The organism is Streptomyces sp. NPDC015032 (genome assembly GCF_043080425.1).
Lineage (GTDB): Bacteria > Actinomycetota > Actinomycetes > Streptomycetales > Streptomycetaceae > Streptomyces.
The window spans coordinates 358,385-374,935 of sequence record NZ_JBIBVN010000003.1 but is presented as its reverse complement, the minus strand read 5'-3'; the positions used below and the strand labels follow the sequence as shown (position 1 = coordinate 374,935).

Sequence of the window (16,551 nt, the reverse complement as noted above, 5' to 3'; positions counted from 1 at the left end):
CGGGTCCGGAGCGCGCGGGCGTCCTCGGCGCCCGCGGTCAGCCCGCCTTCTTGACGAACTCCGTGGTGTACGTCTTGGCGAGGTCCACCTTCGCGTTCTTCAGGTTCGGGTTGAAGGCCTTCAGGACCCGTTCCACAGTGGCGGGGCCGTCCTCGGGCATGACGCCGTCCGTGGTGAACATGGGCAGGGTGCTCTTGATGGCCTCTGCGTAGAGAGCCTTTCCGCCGCCCTGGGCGTAGTCGGCGGGCATCTTCGCGGCGATCTCGTCGGCACTGTGCGTGGACATCCACTTCAGCGTCCTGACGAAGGCGTTGGCCAGTTTCTGGACGGTCTCCTTGTGGCTGTCGACCCACTCGGTCTGCATGTAGAGGCTGGAGGACGGGTAGAGCCCGCCGAGCGCCTGCTTGGAGCCCTCCGGAGTCCGCATGTCGATGAGGATCTTGCCGAGCTTCTTGTCCAGGACGGTGGCGACCGTCGGATCGGTGGTCATACCGCCCTGGATCGAGCCCTGCTGAAGGGCAGAGATGAACGTCTGCCCCGCGCCGACGGCCACGGGCGTGAATTCGCTCGTCTCCACCCCGTTGCTCACCGCGAGGTATTTCGTGAGGAAGTCGGTCGAGGAGCCGAGGCCCGTCACACCGAGCTTCCTGCCCTTGAAGTCCTTCGCGGACTTGAGGTCGTCCGCCGCCTGGTTGGAGACGATCTCGACCTCGCCGGGGGCCTGGGAGAACTGGACCACCGACTCGACCTGCTTGCCCTTCACCTGAAGGTCGAGGGTGTGGTCGTAGAAGCCCACGGTGCCCTGGACGTCGCCGGAGACCAGGGCCGTCTCGGCCTGGACACCCGCGGGCTCGGTGAGCAGCTGGACCGACACGCCCTCGTCCTTGAAGTAGCCGAGCCGTTCGGTGAGCATCGCCGGGAGGTAGATGACCTTGTCCAGGCCACCGACCATGATCTTGACCTGGTCGTTCTTGCCACCGGAGGCCGAGGTGGAGTCGCCGCCGCAGGCGGTCAGGCTGGTCAGGGCGAGTGCCCCGGCGACGGCGACGGCCGAGATCCTGGTGGATGTACGCATCTGATTCACGTCCTTGTGAGGAATCATTCGGGGGGGTGGGGTTCGCTGCGGGGGTCAGCGGGCGGTGTCGGCCTCGGCCGGTTTCCAGCGGAAGAGCCGCTTCTCCAGGAAGGTCAGCAGGCCCTCGGCCAGCAGCGCGACGATCGCGAGGATGACCATCGCGGCGTAGACACCGGCGGCGTTGAACGTGCCCTGGGAGGCGGCGACCAGCAGTCCGAGCCCCTTGGTGGCGCCGATGTACTCACCGACGATGGCGCCGATGAGGGCGAAGCCGAAGCTCACGTGCAAGCTGGTGAAGATCCACGACGTTGCCGAGGGGATGACCACCTGAAGGGTGACCTGCCGGTTGCTCGCGCCCAGGATGCGGGAGTTGGCGACGAGGTTGCGGTCGACCTCCCTGGCCCCCTGGAAGGCGTTGAAGAAGACGGGGAAGAACACCAGGACGACCGCGGAGGCGACCTTCGAGGCGGGGCCGAGGCCGAACCAGATGAGGAAGATCGGGGCGAGCACGATGCGCGGCAGGGCATTGAGCACCTTGATGTACGGACCCAGAACATCGGCGGCGAACCGGACACGGCCCAGTGCGATTCCCAGCAGCACGCCGGCGATCACACCGATGACCCAGCCGAGCAGCGCTTCGTAGAGCGTGTACCAGATCTGCTCCCACAGGGAACCCTGGGCGGTGCCGTCGACGACCCAGGTGCGGATCTGTTCCCAGATCTTCGACGGCATGGAGAAGTTGAACGGGTCGATGACCGCGGTACGGGCCAGCCACTCCCACAGCCCGATGACCGCGAGGAGAACCGCGACCCGGCTCCCGAGCACCAGGTACCTGCGGTTCCGGGCGGCCCGCGCCCTGGCCCGGGTGCGTTCGGTCTTGGTGACGACCGCGTTCGCGGTGAGGGTTTCAGGCGACATCGAGGGCACCCCTCTCACGGGTGATACGGACCTCTTCGCCGAGCGAGGACCAGATCTCCCGGTAGATCTCGACGAACCGGGGTTCCAGTCGCACCTGCTCGACCTTGCGGGGGCGGGGCAGGTCGATCTCGAAGACCTCCTTGACCGTGGCCGGGCCCGCGGTCATGACCACGACCTTGTCGGCCAGCGCGATGGACTCCTCCAGGTCATGGGTGACGAAGACGACGGAGGAGCCGGTGCCGGCCCACAGCTCCAGCAGTTCGTCCGACATCAGGGCCCTGGTCTGCACGTCGAGCGCGGAGAAGGGTTCGTCCATCAGCAGGATCTCGGGGTCGTTGACGAAGGTGGCCGCGAGGGCGACCCGCTTGCGCTGACCGCCCGACAACTGGTGGGGATACCGGTCCTCGAAGGTGGACAGCCCGACCCGGGCGAGCCACTGCCTGGCCCGTTCCCTCGCCTCGGGCTTCGGCACGCCACGGAAGCGCGGACCCGCCATCACATTGGACAGCACGGTCCGCCAGGGGAAGACCGCGTCCTGCTGGAAGACGAAGCCGACCTTGTCGCCGATGCCGCGCACCGGCTCACCGCCCACCAGCACCTCCCCCTCGGTGGGCTCCTCCAGACCGCTCACCAGGGTCAGGGTGGTCGACTTGCCGCATCCGGTGGGACCGACGACGGCGACGAACTCACCGCGCCCGACGGTGAGGTCCAGATCCCTTACGGCAGTGTGGAGCGCCCCCGACGGAGTCCGGAACGCCTTGCTCGCCCCCCGCAGCTCGATGGCGGGGCTCGTATCGCTGTTCATGGGGCGGGACGCTAGGTGCGGCGCGCGGACGTGGGCACCCTTGCGCCCACAACCCCTGCTTCTGCCCATAACCCGCGGTTCTGCCCGTTCTGCTCACGCTGTGGCAACGAATGGGCCACGAGGACTGTTCATCGGCGACGGCGACGTTTACGTTGCGTTCACACGAGGACGAAACGGAGCATCAGGTTCCTGGCCGACGGAAGGCAGAGGTCGAAGCACATGCGGATTCACTGGCCCCGCCGTGTCTTCGCCCAGGTCCTGCTCACCCAGGTGGCGATCACCACCGGTGTGATCATGCTCGTCACCGGGCTCTTCCTGGCGCCCCTCAGCGACCAGCTCGACGACCAGGCGATGCGCCAGGCGTTGTCCATCGCCCAGACCGCCGCCGCCGAACCCGGCCTGGTCCGCAGCCTGACCGGCAGCGACCCCAGTCCCACCGGACCGGTCCAGGCCGAGGCGGAGCGGATCCGGCGGGCCACCGGGGCGCTCTACGTCGTGGTCATGGACACCCGCGGGGTCCGCTGGTCGCACACCGACACGGCGCAGATCAGCAGGCATGTCTCGACCGATCCCAGCACGGCTCTGGGCGGCCGGGAGGTCATGCAGATCGACGACGGAACCCTGGGCCGCTCGGCACGCGCGAAGGTCCCCCTGCGCGACAGGGACGGGACCATCGTGGGCGCCGTCTCGGTCGGCATCGCCTACGACAGCGTCCATGAACGGCTGCTCGGGGCCATTCCCGGTCTGCTGCTCTACTCCGGGGCGGCGCTCGCCGTGGGCGTGCTGGCCGCCCTGGCCGTCTCCCGGCGGCTGCAGCGCGGCACCCATGGGCTGGCGTTCGCCGACATCTCCGCCCTGCTGGACGAGCGGGAGGCCATGCTGCACAGCATTCGCGAGGCCGTCCTCGCCCTCGACGCCCGGGGCCGGATCCGGTTGCTCAACGACGAGGCGCGGCGTCTGCTGGAACTGGGCCAGGACGCCGTCGGGCGCGCACTGGGCGAGGTGCTGCCGCCGGGCCGTACGACGGAGGTGCTGGCCGGCCGGGTCGGCGGCGCCGACCTGATCACCGTCTGCAAGGGACGCGTGCTGATCGCCAACCGCATGCCCACCGGTGACGGCGGAGCCGTCGTCACCCTGCGCGACCGCACCGAGCTGGAACTGCTCGGCCGTGAACTGGACTCCACACATGGCCTGCTGGACGCGCTGCGCGCCCAGGACCACGAGCACGCGAACCGGCTGCACACCGTGCTCGGGCTACTGGAACTCGGGAGGCACGAAGCCGCGGTGGAGTTCGTCGCGGAGGTGACCAATGGTCACCGGGCATCGGCGGAGCAGGTCGCCGAGCGCGTCAACGACCCGCTGCTGTCGGCGCTGTTGGTGGGCAAGTCGGCAATCGCGGCGGAGCGGGGCGCGTCCCTGAACGTCTCGCCGAACACCCGGCTCCCGGACGTGGTGGTGGATCCGCGCGATCTGGTGACGGTCCTCGGCAACCTCATCGACAACGCGCTCGACGTCGCCTCGCTCATCGAGGTCGAACTGCTCGCCGAGGGGACCACCGCGGTCCTGCGGGTCAGCGACAACGGTCCCGGGATACCTCCCGGCATGCGCGAGCACGTCTTCACCGAGGGCTGGTCCACCAAGGAGTCCCCCGCACATCGTGGCCGCGGTCTGGGTCTGGCGCTGGTGCGCCGGCTGGCCGAGCGCTACGGTGGCGCGGCTCGCGTCACCGCCAGGGCGGGCGGCGGCGCGGTATTCACCGTCGTTCTGCCCGAGGCACTCGGCGTCCGGCCGCCGACCGGAGTGGGAGAGTTGCGATGATCGATGTCCTGGTGGTGGACGACGACTTCCGTGTTGCCGAGATCAACGCCGAGTACGTGGCCAGGGTGCCCGGCTTCCGCGTCGTCTCACGCGCGCACACCGCCGTACAGGCGCTGGCCTTTCTGGAGCGCCACCACGTCGATCTGGTCCTTCTCGATCACTACCTTCCGGACGAAACGGGATTGACGCTGGTACGACGCATGCGCCAGCTCGGTCACCCGGCCGATGTGATCATGGTGACCGCGGCCCGAGATGTGTCGACCGTCCGGACGGCCATGCGGTACGGCGCCCTGCAGTACCTGGTCAAACCGTTCAGCTTCACGGGTCTGCGGTCCAAGCTGGAGGGTTACGCAGCCCTGCGCCGGGCCCTCGAAGGCGTGGGCGGCGGCCGGGGCGAGGCAGGACAGGAGCAGGTGGACCGGATCTTCGGCGCCCTTCGCACGGCGGAGTCCGGCCCCGCGGAGGCCCTGCCCAAGGGCCATTCGGCGCCCACGGCCGACGTGATCCGCCATGTCCTGTCGGCCGCCGGCGAACCGTTGTCCGCCCACGAGGTGGCCGCCCGGGCCGGGTTGAGCCGCTCCACGGCCCAGCGGTACCTCAAGTACCTGGAGGGCGCCGGCCGCATCAGTCTCAGTCTCAAGTACGGCGACACCGGCCGGCCCGAACACCGTTACGCATGGGCGAAGGAAGCCGAGGGGCGTACGGTGCCGTAGACGCCCGGCCGCAGCGCCGGCACCCCGTCTCACGCCCAGGTCGAAGGGACTGATCCATGAACCGACTCGGTACGAGGCCCCCGGCGACGGCCCGTCGCACTGCGGGGAACTCCGGCTCCGGGCCGCGGCGATGAGCCCGTCGGACGCGACGGCCGTGGAGCTCACCGCCGCGGCCGCCGATCTGGTGCGCCGACTGCACGCGGTACACGGTCCGCTGATGTTCCACCAGTCGGGCGGCTGCTGCGACGGCAGTGCGCCCATGTGCTACCAGGCCGGTGAATTCCGCACCGGCGGCTCGGACGTGCTGCTGGCCTCGTTGGACGTCGACGGGGTGGCGGAGGCTGTCCCGTTCTGGATGTCGAGGAGCCAGTACGAGGTGTGGGCGCACACCCGGCTGATCGTCGACGTGGTGGAGGGGCGGGGCAGCGGATTCTCTCTGGAGGCTCCGGAGGGGGTGCGGTTCCTGATCCGGTCCCGGCTCGTCGGCCCATGAGGCGGCGCGGCACGGCGGCGGTTTGCCGGAAGGGCAAGAATCCTTGTGAGTGCGGTGGCGGTGGCGGTGGCCGAATGATCGTGACACAGACGGTCCCCGGCCGGGGTGGCTTCGCGCCGACGGCCACCGGACCGCACCCGGCCGGACCCACGAGGAGAAACCCATGCCGCCCACCACCTCCCCCGCCGCTTCACCGCCCGACGCCGTGCACCGCGGCGATCGTGGGTCACGACTGGGGTTCGACCATCGCCGCCGACAGCGCGCTGCCCGGCCTGCGGCGGCACTGCGCGCGGTGTCCGGTGGCCGTGCCCCTGGGGCCCGGTCACCGGACGCCGCCGAAGTCAGGGCTTGAGGCTGCTGACGACGTCGGCCGTGGCCGTCAGCCCGTCCTGGATGGTCGGCGCCATGCTCGTGCCCGCGAGGAAGAACCCGAGCAGGGCGCAGACCAGCGCGTGCGAGATCTTCAGCCCTCCGTTGCGGAGGAAGACCACCGCAAGGATCAGCAGAAGTACCACCAGTGAGATCGAAATGGCCATGGCCAACCTCCTCCGCCGCGCCGGAATGCGGCATTCGGCCGCCAGTGTGGCGTAGCGGAGAGGCCATCCGGCGGACTGGCGTGTCCGCCATCCGGGTGTTGACTGGCTGTCACGCTCCGGAGGGTGCGCCCGTGGCCGGGCGGTCGCCGAGCGGAGCCGCCCCGGTCCCGGCGTCCCTGTCATGGGTACGCAGGAAGCGTTCGAGTCCGGCCAGATCATCGGTGTTGAGGTGGTCGACCCCGGCGGCCAGCAGCTCGGCCCAGACCGCCTCCCGCTCCGGTCCCGCGGCGTCCGGAGTGGCCCAGAAGCGGACGCGTTGGCCGCTTCGATGGGCCGTCGCGACGAGCGAGCGCAGTTTGTCCCGCTCGGCCACGGGGAAGGGACCCGCGCCCAGCCAGCTGAAGTTGTCGCTCCAGCTGTCGCTGATGAGCGGGATGAACGAGGCGGTGGCCGCGGTCCCGAGGTCGTCCGGCCGGCCGTCGTAGAAGGCGTATCGCGTCCGCTGCGCCTCCATCGGGCCGCGGGCGGCGCGGTCGCCGGAGACGACGGACGTGATCGCGCCGGGCCGCGTCCGGCCGTGGTGGTACGCCGTCAGCATCTCCCGGTACCGCCGGAGCTGCCGGTCCAGTTCGAGGTAGGCGGCCTCCCCCTCGGTCTTGATGTCGATCAGCAGCTGGACGGGTTCGCGGTAGCCGGGGTGGACCGTACCGTGATGGGCCCGGACCCTGGCCAGCAGCGGGTCCAGGTAGAGCGAGGCGAGGGTTCGGGTGGGGTCGAGGTCGGTGGCTTCATGGGCGACCAGCAGCTCCCCGTCCACGAGGAAGATGTCCGCCTCGACGCTGGTGAAGCCGTGGGCGAGCGCGTCGTGGAGGGGGCGCGTGTGCAGGTAGTCGTTGTGCGCGTGCGCACGGCGCAGCGGGCGCGGACGGCGGCGGTCTACGGCCGGGGGTGCGGCGGATGCCTCGGACGCGACGGCCGTCTGCGGGGACAGGACCGCGCCTGTGGCGACAGTGGCGAGCGCGGTGGTGACGACGCGTCGGCGGGTCGGGAACGTCATGGATTCTCCCGGGGACGAGGGCGGACCGGATAATCGGACGCGACCGAGTATGCGACGGCGGTCCCCGCAATGGGCGGGCGGTTCACAAGAGTTGACCGAGCCGTCGTCCGCCCGTCGACCGCCGTTACCCCGGGCCGGGCCGGGACGGTCCGGGGTGGTGGACACCGGGCGGGGCATTCAGCTCTGGTTCCTGCCCGGCATCGACACCCTGCGCACACGGCTCGCACAGGTCCGGGGGTCCGGTTCATCGCCAGGGCGCTTGCGTTCGCCGGATGGTGGAAGGTGCGGACCCTGCGCGCTCCACGGGTTCACGCGAAGGCCATGCCGTAGGTCTTCATGGCGATGGAGACACCGCGCCCCCGGTACGCGGCCCGCACCCCGGTCACCTCGTTGGAGACGAACTCCCCGTGGTCGGCTGCGGGGAGGGGACGTCCTCATCCGGCCCGGCCCGTCGCCTCCCGCGACGCGCCGGGCCCGGAGATCTCCTGCCAGCCGACGGTACGGTCGCACCAGCGTTCCAGCAGCACCCGGTCGTGACCGACCGCCAGCAGTCCTGCCCCGGACTCACGTCGGTAGGACTCGACGACCGCGACCAGCGCGGCGGTCGTCGACGCGTCGAGCATCGCCGTCATCTCGTCGCAGATCAGCCAGCGCGGCCGCAGGACCAGTGCCCTGGCCAGGCAGGCGCGCTGGAGCTGGCCGTCGCTCACCTCGTGCGGACGCCGTTGCAGCAGTTCGGCGGTGAGGCCGACGTCCGGAGCCAGCTCGGCGACCCGGTCCGTCACCTCCGCGCGTCGGCCGGTCGCGCGCAGCGGCTGGGCGATGAGTTCGCGCAGGCTGAGCCGGGGATCGGCGGAGAGCCGGGGCTGCTGGAAGACGACGCCGACGGCGGTGCGCTGTGTCCGCGGGGCACGGTGCCGCCAGCCCCGTACCGGTCGGCCGTCGAGAGCGACCGTGCCCGCGTCCGGGCGGTGCAGCAGGGCCGCGACCCTGGCCAGGGTCGATTTGCCGCAGCCGCTCGGGCCGAGCAGGCCGACGGCCTCCCCCGGTTCGATCGTCAGTGAGGCATCGCGGACCACGGGGTCGCGAGGGTCGTATCCGGCGGTGACACGGGTGAGTTCAAGCATGGGCGGACTCCTCCGAGGCTGTCCGCAGACCATGGTGGCAGGCGAGACGGCCGTCGAACGGGGGCGGGACGGAGCACTGGTCGTCGGCGCGGCTGCAACGGGCCGCGAACGCACAGCCGTCGGGGAGCGCTCCGAGTTCCGGCGGCATTCCGGGGACAGGCACGAAGGCACGCTCCGGCAGGGCGTCGAGGAGTCCACGGGCGTACGGGTGGCGCGGTCCCGGCTCCCCGAAGAACCGGCCCGCGTCGGCGAGTTCGACGATGCGGCCCGCGTACATCACGGCAACCCGGTCGGCGATCCGCTCGGCGGCCGCCAGGTCGTGGGTGATGATCAGCAGCGCCCTGCCTCCGTCGGTGTGCCGACGCAGTTCGTCGACGGTCCGCTCGACCAGGTCGCGGTCGAGTCCGGTGGTCGGTTCGTCGGCCAGGAGCAGGGGTGCGTCGCCGATCAGGGCGAGCGCGGTCGCCGCGCGCTGGGCGAGGCCGCCGGAGAGTTCGTGCGGATACCGGTCCAAGTGACCGACCGGGAAAGCGGCACGTGCGGCGGCCTGCTCGGCCGCGGCGCGCAGGGCGGGCCTGCGGCTACCGGTCAGCTCACGCAGCGTCTCTTCCAGTTGGGCCCGTACGGTGCGGACCGGGGTGAGGTGGGCCGCGGGGCTCTGCGGCACGAGTCCGATGCGGCGTCCCCGCACCGTGCGGGCGAGGGTCCGTTCGTCGGCGGCGAGGAGATCGGTGCCGTCGCCGAGCACCGCCGAGCCCGTGGTCCGGGCGTTGCCGGGGAGCAGGCCCAGCAGCGCGGAGGCGAGTACGGACTTGCCGCAGCCGCTCTCGCCGACCAGGGCGAGGCACTCCCCCGCCGCGAGGTCGAAGTGGGCGTCGCTGACGGCGGCGATGTGGCGCCCGCCACGCATCCGGAAACGGACGGAGAGCCCGCGGACGGAAAGGACCGGAGGCCGTGAGCCCGGTGACTGCGGGCCCGGAATCTGCGGGTCCGGGGACTGCGGGTCCGGGGTGGGCTTCACAGCATCAGCTCCGATCGGCGGCGCGGGTTGATCCTCTCCCGCCAGGCACCGGCGAGACCTGCCAGGGCGAGGGTCGGAATGATCAGGAACAGTCCGGGGAAGAGCGTCGGCCACCAGTCCCCGGCGAGCAGGGAACCGCGTGCCGTCTGCACGAGGTTGCCGAGGCTCGCCTGGTGGGTGGGGAGTCCGAGCCCCAGGAAGGAGAGCGCGGACTCGTGCCACATGGCATGCGGCACCATGAGGACCGCGGCGAGGCCCGCCTGCGGGAGGACCGCGGGCAGCAGATGCCGGACGACGACCCGCCCGCGCGAGGCCCCGCCGGAGATCGCCGCGTCGATGTACGGGCGCGAGCGCAGCGACAGGACCTCGGAGCGGACGATGCGGGCCGTCGAGAGCCAGTGGGTGAGGGCGACGGACACGATCACCGGGCCGACGCCGGGCCGGAACATCGCGACGATGAAGATACCGAGCAGCAGATGCGGGACGGACGAGAAGGTGTCCACGAGCCGCATGACGATCCGGTCGGTCCAGCCCCCGAACGCAGCTGCGAGCGCACCGACGGCGGTCCCGATGACGGTCGCGGTGAGTCCGGCGACGATGCCGACGAGCAGCGAGACGCGGAGCCCGTAGACACAGCGCAGGAGCAGATCACGGCCGACGTCGTCGGTGCCGAACGGGTGTTGCCAGGACGGTGGCCGGAGTTTGGCGGCGAGATCGACGGTCTGCTGGTCGAGCTGGACCAGGGGCGGTACGAACAGGACCGCGAGCAGCACCGCGGCGACGATCACGGCGGAGCTGACCACCCGGATGCGGCGGGTGGTGCGGCGTGCGGATCCGAGGACGGGTTCAGCCATCGAAGCCCACTCTCGGGTCGGCCATCGCGTACAGCAGATCGGAGAGGAGGTTGCCGAGGACGACTGCCGCAGTGGCGAGCACGGTGAGCGCCGCGAGCAGCGGGAAGTCGACGGAGGTGGCGGCCTGCACGGTGGCGGCGGCGATGCCGGGCCAGCTGAAGACCGTCTCGACGAGCAGGGCGCCGGTGATGAGCTCGGGGACGCGGGAGCCGATGAGGGTGAGCATCGGCAGCATCCCGGAGCGCAGCGCGTGGCCGAGCAGCACGGTGCGTTCGCGCAGTCCGCGGGCACGGGCGCCGCGCACCGGGTCCTCGTCCAGTGCGTCGGCGACGCCCTGGCGTACGTAGAGGAAGAACCAGGGCAGTTGGGAGATCCCGAGCACGGCCGCCGGCAGCACCAGATGGGTGGCCACCTGCCCGAAGGTGACGGTGTCGCTGGCCGCGTCGGTGAGGCCGCCGGCCGGGAGCACATCGAGTTCGAGGGCGAAGAGCCAGATGGCGAGCAGTCCCAGCCAGAAGGCCGGGGCGGCTTCGAGCGTGTACGCGGCGGAGCTGACGCACCGGTCGAGCAGGCCGCCCGGCCTGCGTGCGGCCAGCACACCGAGGCCCGTGCCCAGCACGACGGCCACGAGGAAGGCGGTCGCGGCCAGCAGTACGGACCAGCCCAGGCGTTCGCCGATGACGTCGGCGACCGGCTGGCGCATCACGCTGGAGTCGCCGAGGTCGCCGGTCAGCGCGGAGGTCAGCCAGTTCCACCAGCGCGTCACGAGGGGCTGGTCGACACCGAGATTGACTCGCAGCTGATCGAGGTTCTCCTGCGAGGCGCTGAGGCCGGCGGTGCCCGCGTACGCCTTGACCGGGTCGAAGGGGGAGGCGGCGGCGACGGCGAACACGCCGAACGTCACGGCGGCCAGGACGGGGACGGCGAGCAGCGCCCGCCGGCCCGCCATCCTGCCCATCGGCCCCCAGGGGAGGCGGTGGTTCACTTCTTCGGCGTCCAGTCCTCGACGTTCCACCACGGGCCGGATGCCAGGCCGTGGTCATGCGGCTCGACCTGGGTGGTGAGGGCCCCGAAACGGTCCTTCACGACGTAGAGGTGGTCGATGTGGGTGAGGAAGGTGTAGCCGGGGTTCTTCACCAGTTCGCGCTGGACGGTGTCGTAGGCGGCCTTGCGTGCAGCCTTGTCGCCGCTCCTGCGTCCTGCTTCGAGGGCCTGGTCGACGGCCTTGTTGTCGTACCAGGCCATGTTGTTGAAGCCGTCGCCCGCGAGCGAGGACTTCAGCATGGCGTACTGGTCGAAGTCGGGGTCGGCGGGCGATCCGCCGCCCGCGAGGACCGCGTCCTGCTTCATCCGGGGCTCGATGACTTCCCAGGTCCCGGCTTCGGTGGTGATGTCGATGCCGGCCTTCTTGGCGTCGGACGCGTAGGCCAGTGCGTGGTCCTGGCGGAGCTTGTCGCCGGTGAGGTACCAGAGCGGGAAGGCGGCGCGCACACCGTCCCTGGTACGGATGCCGTCCTTGCCGGGCTTCCACCCGGCGTCGTCGAGGATCTTCTTCGCGGCGGCCAGGTCGTGGGGGCGTTCGGTGCCCTCGGCGAACCACTCGCTGCCGGTGGGGACGGGGCCGTAGGCGGGTCTGCCCTCGCCGTTGAGGATGGAGTCGACCATGGCCTCGCGGTCGACGGCGACATCGAGGGCGCGGCGGATCGCGGTGTCGCCCGCCACCTTGTTGTGCGTGGGCAGGGTCACGGTGCGGTAGTCGTACGTCGTGGCGGCGTACGTCCGGGTGCCGCTGCCCCGGGCGAAGCCCTTGGCCAGGTTCGGCGGCAGGATCGCGCCGTCGAGTTCGCCGGAGCGCAGCCGGGTCGCGCGTACGTCGTCGTCCTTGATGATCGCCATGGTGAACTTCTTCACCTTCGGCGCACCGCCCCAGTAGTCGGGGTTGGCCCTGAAACTCAGCTTCTCGCCCTTGGACCACTTGGTGAGAAGGTACGGTCCGGTGCCGATGGGGTGGGTGGTGAAGGCACCGGTGTTGACGTCCTGTCCGCCCGCGACGTGTTCGGGGGCGATGGGCAGGACGGTGCGCTGGGCGAAGGGCGCGTAGGGGTACTTGAGCGTGAAGACGACCGTGTCGTCGCCGGACGCCTCGACGCTCCGCACCGCGTCGAGTTCGGTCCGGGACGCGTTGTTGGTCTTCTCGTCCAGGATGGTGCGGTAGGTGAAGACGACGTCCTTGGCGCCGAACGGCTTTCCGTCGCTGAACTTCACGCCCCGCCGGAGCTTGTACGTGTACGTCAGGCCGTCGGCGCTCACCTCGGGCAGCGCGGTGGCGAGCGCGGGCCGGAGCTTCATGTGCGCGTCGAGGGCGAGCAGCCCGTCGAAGATCTTGGAGTTGCCGTCCTTGCCGTAGCCCAGCAGCGGGCTGAGGCTGTCGGGCTCGTAGGCGATGCCGACCACCGCCGAGTCCCCCGAACCCGAGTCGCCGCCGTCCGGGCCACCCGGTTGTGAGCAGGCTGCCGCGGTCAGCGACAGCGCGGTCGCCAGTGCCACGGCGACCGCTCCCCGTATCGATCGGCGCGTCATACTCTGCACACCCCTTATTGAAGATCATCTGTTATTGCGAACTGATCGCAATTAAACATCAGGTAAAGGGGTGCCGGGTACCACGCCGGACGACCGGAACAGCGGAGCGGAGGTGCCTGAACACGCACCTCCGCTCCAAGTCCCGCAGCACCGATGGCCGTTCGTTCTCCCCGTCCTACGGCGCGGGCAGTTCGGCCAGCTCGGCGATCACCTCATGATGGTGTCCGGCCGTGCCGTACGCGATCGAGTCGGCCTTGGCGCGCTTGAGATACAGGTGCGCCGGATGCTCCCAGGTCATGCCGATGCCGCCGTGCAGCTGGATGCACTCCTCCGCCGCGTGCACCGCGACCTTCGAGCAGTACGCCTGGGCGACGGCCACCGCCAGCGGCGTGTCGGGGCTGCCGGCCGCGAGGGCGTCCGCGGCGTTGCGCGCGGCGGCGCGGGCCGACACCACCTCCAGCCAGATGTGCGCCATGCGGTGCTTGAGGGCCTGGAACGAGCCGACCGGCCGGTTGAACTGGTGCCGCTCCCGAGTGTGGCGGACCGCCTCGGTCAGGCACCACTCGGCGATTCCGAGCTGCTCGGAAGCGAGCAGTCCGGCGCCCGCCAGCAGCCCCCGGCGCACGGCGGAGACCGCGGACGCGCCGTCGGCCAGGCGGGTTCCGGCGGCTTTGGCGAGGGTGACGGTGGCGAGCGGACGGGTCAGGTCGAGCGGGACGAGGGGGGCGACGGTGACGCCTTCGGTGACGGTCTCCACCGCGTACAGCCCGTCGGTCGTGGGCACCAGCAGTACATCGGCCGCGGAGGCGTCGGCGACCCCGGTCACGGTCCCCTCCAGCTCGCCGGCCACGACACCGGCCGGTTGTGCCGCGCCGGGCTCCGGGGCGGAGAACGACAGGGCGAGGACCGCGGCCTTCCGTCCGGCGGCGAGGTCGCCGAGCAGTTCGGCGACCGGTCCGTCCGGTGCCCCCAGCGCGAGCAGCGTCTCGGTGGCGACGACCGCGCTGGTCAGGTAGGGCGTCGGGGCGACGCTGCGGCCCAGTTCCTCCAGCACCACGGCGGCCTCGCGGTGACCGGCGCCCTGTCCGCCCAGTTCCTCCGGCACCAGCAGTCCGGCGGCGCCGATGCCGACGACGAGGGCCTCCCAGAGCTGCGGGTCGTACGGTGTGCCGGACTCGACGCGGGCGAGCACGGTCGGCGCGTCGCAGCGGTCGGCGAGCAGCGAACGCACCGCTGCCCGCAGATCCTCCTCGGTCTGCGAGTACAGCAGATCGGGCGTCCGGGTCTCTTCGGTCGGTGCGGTCATCGGGCCAGGTCCTTCCAGGGGACGTCCTTGTCGTCGCGCGGCTCGGCGGGCAGACCGAGGACGCGCTCGGCAACGATGTTGAGCAGTACCTCGCTGGTGCCGCCCTCGATCGAGTTGCCCTTGGACCGGAGATAGCGGTAACCGGCGTCGCGTCCGGTGAAATCGACGAGCTCCGGGCGGCGCATGGTCCAGTCGCTGTACAACAGACCTTCCCCGCCGAGGAGTTCCACTTCCAGGCCGCTGATCTCCTGATTGAGGCGGGCGAAGGCGAGCTTCATCCCGGAACCCTCGGGGCCGGGCTGCCCGGCGACGAGCTGCTGGCGCAGCCGGGTACCGGTGAGCCTGACGACCTCGGCCTCGACCCAGAGGGCCAGCAGGCGCTGGTGGAGGTCGTGGGTGCGCAGCTCGGGGCGTTCGCGCCAGGTGCGGGCGAGCGGGCCGATCATGCCGCCCTCGCGCGGGATGCGTGCTCCGCCGATGGAGACCCGCTCGTTCATCAGGGTGGTCCGGGCCACCTTCCAGCCCTCGCCCACCGGGCCGAGACGCCTGCTGTCCGGGATGCGTACACCGGTCAGGAAGACCTCGTTGAACTCGGCCTCGCCGGTGATCTGGCGCAATGGTCTGACCTCGACACCGGGGTCGGTCATGTCGCAGATGAAGTAGCTGATGCCGCGGTGCTTGGGCTGGTCCGGGTCGGTGCGGGCGATCAGGATCGCCCAGCGGGCCAGATGGGCGCTGGATGTCCAGACCTTCTGACCGTCGACCACCCAGTCCTCGCCGTCGCGGACGGCGCGGGTACCGAGGGCGGCGAGGTCGGAGCCCGCGCCCGGTTCGCTGAAGAGCTGGCACCAGACCTCCTCGCCGACCCACAACGGCCGCAGGAAGCGCTGCTTCTGTTCGTCGGTGCCGTAGTCGAGGATGGTGGGCGCGGCCATGCCGAGCCCGATGCCGATCCGGCGCGGGTCGTTGTCGGGAGCATCCGCGGCGGCGAGTTCGGCGTCGACGACGGATTGCAGGGAGCGCGGCGCGTCGAGGCCGCCGAGGCCGGCCGGATAGTGCACCCAGGCCAGTCCGGCGTCGAAGCGGGCCTTGAGGAAGTCGGTGCGGTCGGTGGTGGCCGGCGGGTGGGCGGCCAGCAGGCCCTGGGTGCGGCGGCGGAGTTCGGCCGCGTCGGGGGGTGTCATCGGGAGGCTCCTGTCGGGAGGACGACGATCCGGCCGGTGCTGGTGCCGTCGGCGACCCGCTGGACGGCGGCCGCGGCCCCGGCCTGCGGTACCCGCTCGCTGATCAGCGGCTTGATGACGCCCTGGGCCGATAGGCGGGTGAGTTCGTCGTGGCAGGCACGGACGGCTGCCGGGTCCTGGGTGGTGTACAGGCCCCAGTGGAGCCCGGCGATCGAGTAGTTCTTGACCAGGGCGTGGTTCAGCGCCGGGGTGGGGATGACGCCGCTGGCGAAGCCGACGACGACCACCCGGCCCTCGAAGGCGATGCACTTCACGGACAGGGCATACGCGTCGCCGCCGACCGGGTCGTACACGACATCGGCGCCACGTCCGCCGGTGGCTTCCTTGACGGCGGCGACGATGTTCTCGCTGCGGCGGTCGACGACCAGGTCGCAGCCGAGCTCGCGGGCGGCCCTGGCCTTCTCCGGGCCTCCCACGACGCCGATGACGGTGGCTCCGGCGGCCTTTCCCAGCTGGACGGCCGCGCTGCCGACACCACCGGCCGCGGCGTGGACGAGGAGCGTCTCGCCCGCCTGGAGACGTGCCCGGCGGTGCAGGCCGAACCAGCCGGTCTGATAGCCGATGTGCAGGGCGGCCGCCTCGGCGTCGTCGAGGTCCTCCGGGGCGGGCAGCAGGGCCGCCTCGTCCGCGACGACATACTCGGCGAACCCCCCGTTCGGCAGGGCGGGGGTGGCCAGGACCCGCCGCCCGTCCGGTGTCCGGCCGCAGATCTCCACGCCGGGGGTGAACGGCAGCGGCGGCCGCACCTGGTACTGGCCGCGGCACAGAAGCGCGTCGGGGAAGTTGACGTTCGCCGCGAGTACCTCGATGAGCACCTGCCCGTCGTCGGGCGTGGGCCGGTCGGTCTCCTCGAGCCGCATCACCTCGCTCGGCTCACCGTTCCGGTGCACTCGCCATGCCTGCATGAGGGGCCTCCACAACTGTCGGCGTTACCACTGCTCCGACGCATACTAAGCGGTCGCTTGCCTCTCTGGGAACAACGTGCCGTTCCGGTTCCGGGCGGC

16 protein-coding genes are annotated in these 16,551 nt (G+C 71.0%); 3 read left to right on the top strand and 13 right to left on the bottom strand.

Going from position 1 to position 16,551, the window contains the following annotated elements:
* Nucleotides 1-37 precede the first annotated feature (37 nt).
* The 3 genes from ACF08M_RS07500 to ACF08M_RS07490 are packed head-to-tail and all read right to left on the bottom strand — an operon-like array spanning nucleotide 38 to nucleotide 2,798.
* A complete protein-coding gene (locus ACF08M_RS07500) occupies nucleotides 38-1,075 on the bottom strand; it encodes an ABC transporter substrate-binding protein (protein WP_392184292.1) in 1,038 nt (345 codons plus the stop codon).
* A 54-nt stretch (nucleotides 1,076-1,129) separates the two neighbouring features.
* Complete coding sequence (locus ACF08M_RS07495) at nucleotides 1,130-1,993, bottom strand: ABC transporter permease (RefSeq protein ID WP_392184291.1); 864 nt, start codon at nucleotides 1,991-1,993, stop codon at nucleotides 1,130-1,132.
* Nucleotides 1,983-2,798 carry an ABC transporter ATP-binding protein gene (locus ACF08M_RS07490; RefSeq protein WP_392184290.1) on the bottom strand — a complete coding sequence of 272 codons (816 nt, stop codon included), beginning with the start codon at nucleotides 2,796-2,798 and terminating at the stop codon, nucleotides 1,983-1,985. The genes ACF08M_RS07495 and ACF08M_RS07490 overlap by 11 nt, the downstream gene beginning before the upstream one ends.
* Nucleotides 2,799-3,017: 219 nt before the next feature.
* Here ACF08M_RS07490 and ACF08M_RS07485 point away from each other — a divergent pair, with 219 nt between their 5' ends.
* From ACF08M_RS07485 to ACF08M_RS07475, 3 genes are all read left to right on the top strand, one after another.
* Nucleotides 3,018-4,616: an ATP-binding protein gene (locus ACF08M_RS07485; protein ID WP_392184289.1), complete on the top strand. Its 1,599-nt coding sequence runs from the start codon at nucleotides 3,018-3,020 to the stop codon at nucleotides 4,614-4,616.
* On the top strand, nucleotides 4,613-5,329 hold the full coding sequence (locus tag ACF08M_RS07480) for a response regulator (protein ID WP_392184288.1): 717 nt from the start codon (nucleotides 4,613-4,615) through the stop codon (nucleotides 5,327-5,329). The genes ACF08M_RS07485 and ACF08M_RS07480 overlap by 4 nt, the downstream gene beginning before the upstream one ends.
* A 130-nt stretch (nucleotides 5,330-5,459) precedes the next feature.
* Nucleotides 5,460-5,822: a DUF779 domain-containing protein gene (locus ACF08M_RS07475; protein WP_392184287.1), complete on the top strand. Its 363-nt coding sequence runs from the start codon at nucleotides 5,460-5,462 to the stop codon at nucleotides 5,820-5,822.
* Between the two features lie 341 nt (nucleotides 5,823-6,163).
* Here the strand turns inward: ACF08M_RS07475 and ACF08M_RS07470 are convergent, their stop codons facing one another.
* The 10 genes from ACF08M_RS07470 to ACF08M_RS07425 form a co-directional block, all read right to left on the bottom strand.
* Complete coding sequence (locus tag ACF08M_RS07470; RefSeq protein ID WP_392184286.1) at nucleotides 6,164-6,358, bottom strand: hypothetical protein; 195 nt, start codon at nucleotides 6,356-6,358, stop codon at nucleotides 6,164-6,166.
* Between the two features lie 109 nt (nucleotides 6,359-6,467).
* Nucleotides 6,468-7,415, bottom strand: coding sequence for a phosphatidylinositol-specific phospholipase C/glycerophosphodiester phosphodiesterase family protein (locus ACF08M_RS07465; RefSeq protein ID WP_392184285.1), 948 nt, complete (start codon nucleotides 7,413-7,415; stop codon nucleotides 6,468-6,470).
* A 434-nt stretch (nucleotides 7,416-7,849) separates the two neighbouring features.
* Nucleotides 7,850-8,542, bottom strand: coding sequence for an ABC transporter ATP-binding protein (locus tag ACF08M_RS07460; protein ID WP_392184284.1), 693 nt, complete (start codon nucleotides 8,540-8,542; stop codon nucleotides 7,850-7,852).
* Entirely contained in the window at nucleotides 8,535-9,452 is a 918-nt protein-coding gene (locus ACF08M_RS07455) for an ABC transporter ATP-binding protein (protein ID WP_392184479.1), read from the bottom strand. The genes ACF08M_RS07460 and ACF08M_RS07455 overlap by 8 nt, the downstream gene beginning before the upstream one ends.
* Nucleotides 9,453-9,559: 107 nt before the next feature.
* A complete protein-coding gene (locus tag ACF08M_RS07450) occupies nucleotides 9,560-10,417 on the bottom strand; it encodes an ABC transporter permease (RefSeq protein WP_392184283.1) in 858 nt (285 codons plus the stop codon).
* Entirely contained in the window at nucleotides 10,410-11,375 is a 966-nt protein-coding gene (locus tag ACF08M_RS07445) for an ABC transporter permease (RefSeq protein ID WP_392184478.1), read from the bottom strand. The genes ACF08M_RS07450 and ACF08M_RS07445 overlap by 8 nt, the downstream gene beginning before the upstream one ends.
* A 23-nt stretch (nucleotides 11,376-11,398) precedes the next feature.
* Entirely contained in the window at nucleotides 11,399-12,997 is a 1,599-nt protein-coding gene (locus tag ACF08M_RS07440) for an ABC transporter substrate-binding protein (RefSeq protein WP_392184282.1), read from the bottom strand.
* Nucleotides 12,998-13,172: 175 nt separating this feature from the next.
* Entirely contained in the window at nucleotides 13,173-14,303 is a 1,131-nt protein-coding gene (locus ACF08M_RS07435; RefSeq protein ID WP_392184281.1) for an acyl-CoA dehydrogenase family protein, read from the bottom strand.
* Nucleotides 14,300-15,487 (bottom strand): acyl-CoA dehydrogenase family protein, encoded by a 1,188-nt coding sequence (locus tag ACF08M_RS07430; RefSeq protein WP_392184280.1) that lies wholly within the window; start codon nucleotides 15,485-15,487, stop codon nucleotides 14,300-14,302. The genes ACF08M_RS07435 and ACF08M_RS07430 overlap by 4 nt, the downstream gene beginning before the upstream one ends.
* Nucleotides 15,484-16,452, bottom strand: coding sequence for an NADPH:quinone oxidoreductase family protein (locus ACF08M_RS07425; protein ID WP_392184279.1), 969 nt, complete (start codon nucleotides 16,450-16,452; stop codon nucleotides 15,484-15,486). The genes ACF08M_RS07430 and ACF08M_RS07425 overlap by 4 nt, the downstream gene beginning before the upstream one ends.
* Between the last annotated feature and the right edge of the window lie 99 nt (nucleotides 16,453-16,551).

What these genes read in the sequence shown, in the direction of transcription:
- ACF08M_RS07500 (WP_392184292.1), bottom strand. Translation starts at nt 1,075, where the DNA reads ATGCGTACATCCACCAGGATCTCGGCCGTCGCCGTCGCCGGGGCACTC.
- ACF08M_RS07495 (WP_392184291.1), bottom strand. Translation starts at nt 1,993, where the DNA reads ATGTCGCCTGAAACCCTCACCGCGAACGCGGTCGTCACCAAGACCGAA.
- ACF08M_RS07490 (WP_392184290.1), bottom strand. Translation starts at nt 2,798, where the DNA reads ATGAACAGCGATACGAGCCCCGCCATCGAGCTGCGGGGGGCGAGCAAG.
- ACF08M_RS07485 (WP_392184289.1), top strand. Translation starts at nt 3,018, where the DNA reads ATGCGGATTCACTGGCCCCGCCGTGTCTTCGCCCAGGTCCTGCTCACC.
- ACF08M_RS07480 (WP_392184288.1), top strand. Translation starts at nt 4,613, where the DNA reads ATGATCGATGTCCTGGTGGTGGACGACGACTTCCGTGTTGCCGAGATC.
- ACF08M_RS07475 (WP_392184287.1), top strand. Translation starts at nt 5,460, where the DNA reads ATGAGCCCGTCGGACGCGACGGCCGTGGAGCTCACCGCCGCGGCCGCC.
- ACF08M_RS07470 (WP_392184286.1), bottom strand. Translation starts at nt 6,358, where the DNA reads ATGGCCATTTCGATCTCACTGGTGGTACTTCTGCTGATCCTTGCGGTG.
- ACF08M_RS07465 (WP_392184285.1), bottom strand. Translation starts at nt 7,415, where the DNA reads ATGACGTTCCCGACCCGCCGACGCGTCGTCACCACCGCGCTCGCCACT.
- ACF08M_RS07460 (WP_392184284.1), bottom strand. Translation starts at nt 8,542, where the DNA reads ATGCTTGAACTCACCCGTGTCACCGCCGGATACGACCCTCGCGACCCC.
- ACF08M_RS07455 (WP_392184479.1), bottom strand. Translation starts at nt 9,452, where the DNA reads ATGCGTGGCGGGCGCCACATCGCCGCCGTCAGCGACGCCCACTTCGAC.
- ACF08M_RS07450 (WP_392184283.1), bottom strand. Translation starts at nt 10,417, where the DNA reads ATGGCTGAACCCGTCCTCGGATCCGCACGCCGCACCACCCGCCGCATC.
- ACF08M_RS07445 (WP_392184478.1), bottom strand. Translation starts at nt 11,375, where the DNA reads ATGGGCAGGATGGCGGGCCGGCGGGCGCTGCTCGCCGTCCCCGTCCTG.
- ACF08M_RS07440 (WP_392184282.1), bottom strand. Translation starts at nt 12,997, where the DNA reads ATGACGCGCCGATCGATACGGGGAGCGGTCGCCGTGGCACTGGCGACC.
- ACF08M_RS07435 (WP_392184281.1), bottom strand. Translation starts at nt 14,303, where the DNA reads ATGACCGCACCGACCGAAGAGACCCGGACGCCCGATCTGCTGTACTCG.
- ACF08M_RS07430 (WP_392184280.1), bottom strand. Translation starts at nt 15,487, where the DNA reads ATGACACCCCCCGACGCGGCCGAACTCCGCCGCCGCACCCAGGGCCTG.
- ACF08M_RS07425 (WP_392184279.1), bottom strand. Translation starts at nt 16,452, where the DNA reads ATGCAGGCATGGCGAGTGCACCGGAACGGTGAGCCGAGCGAGGTGATG.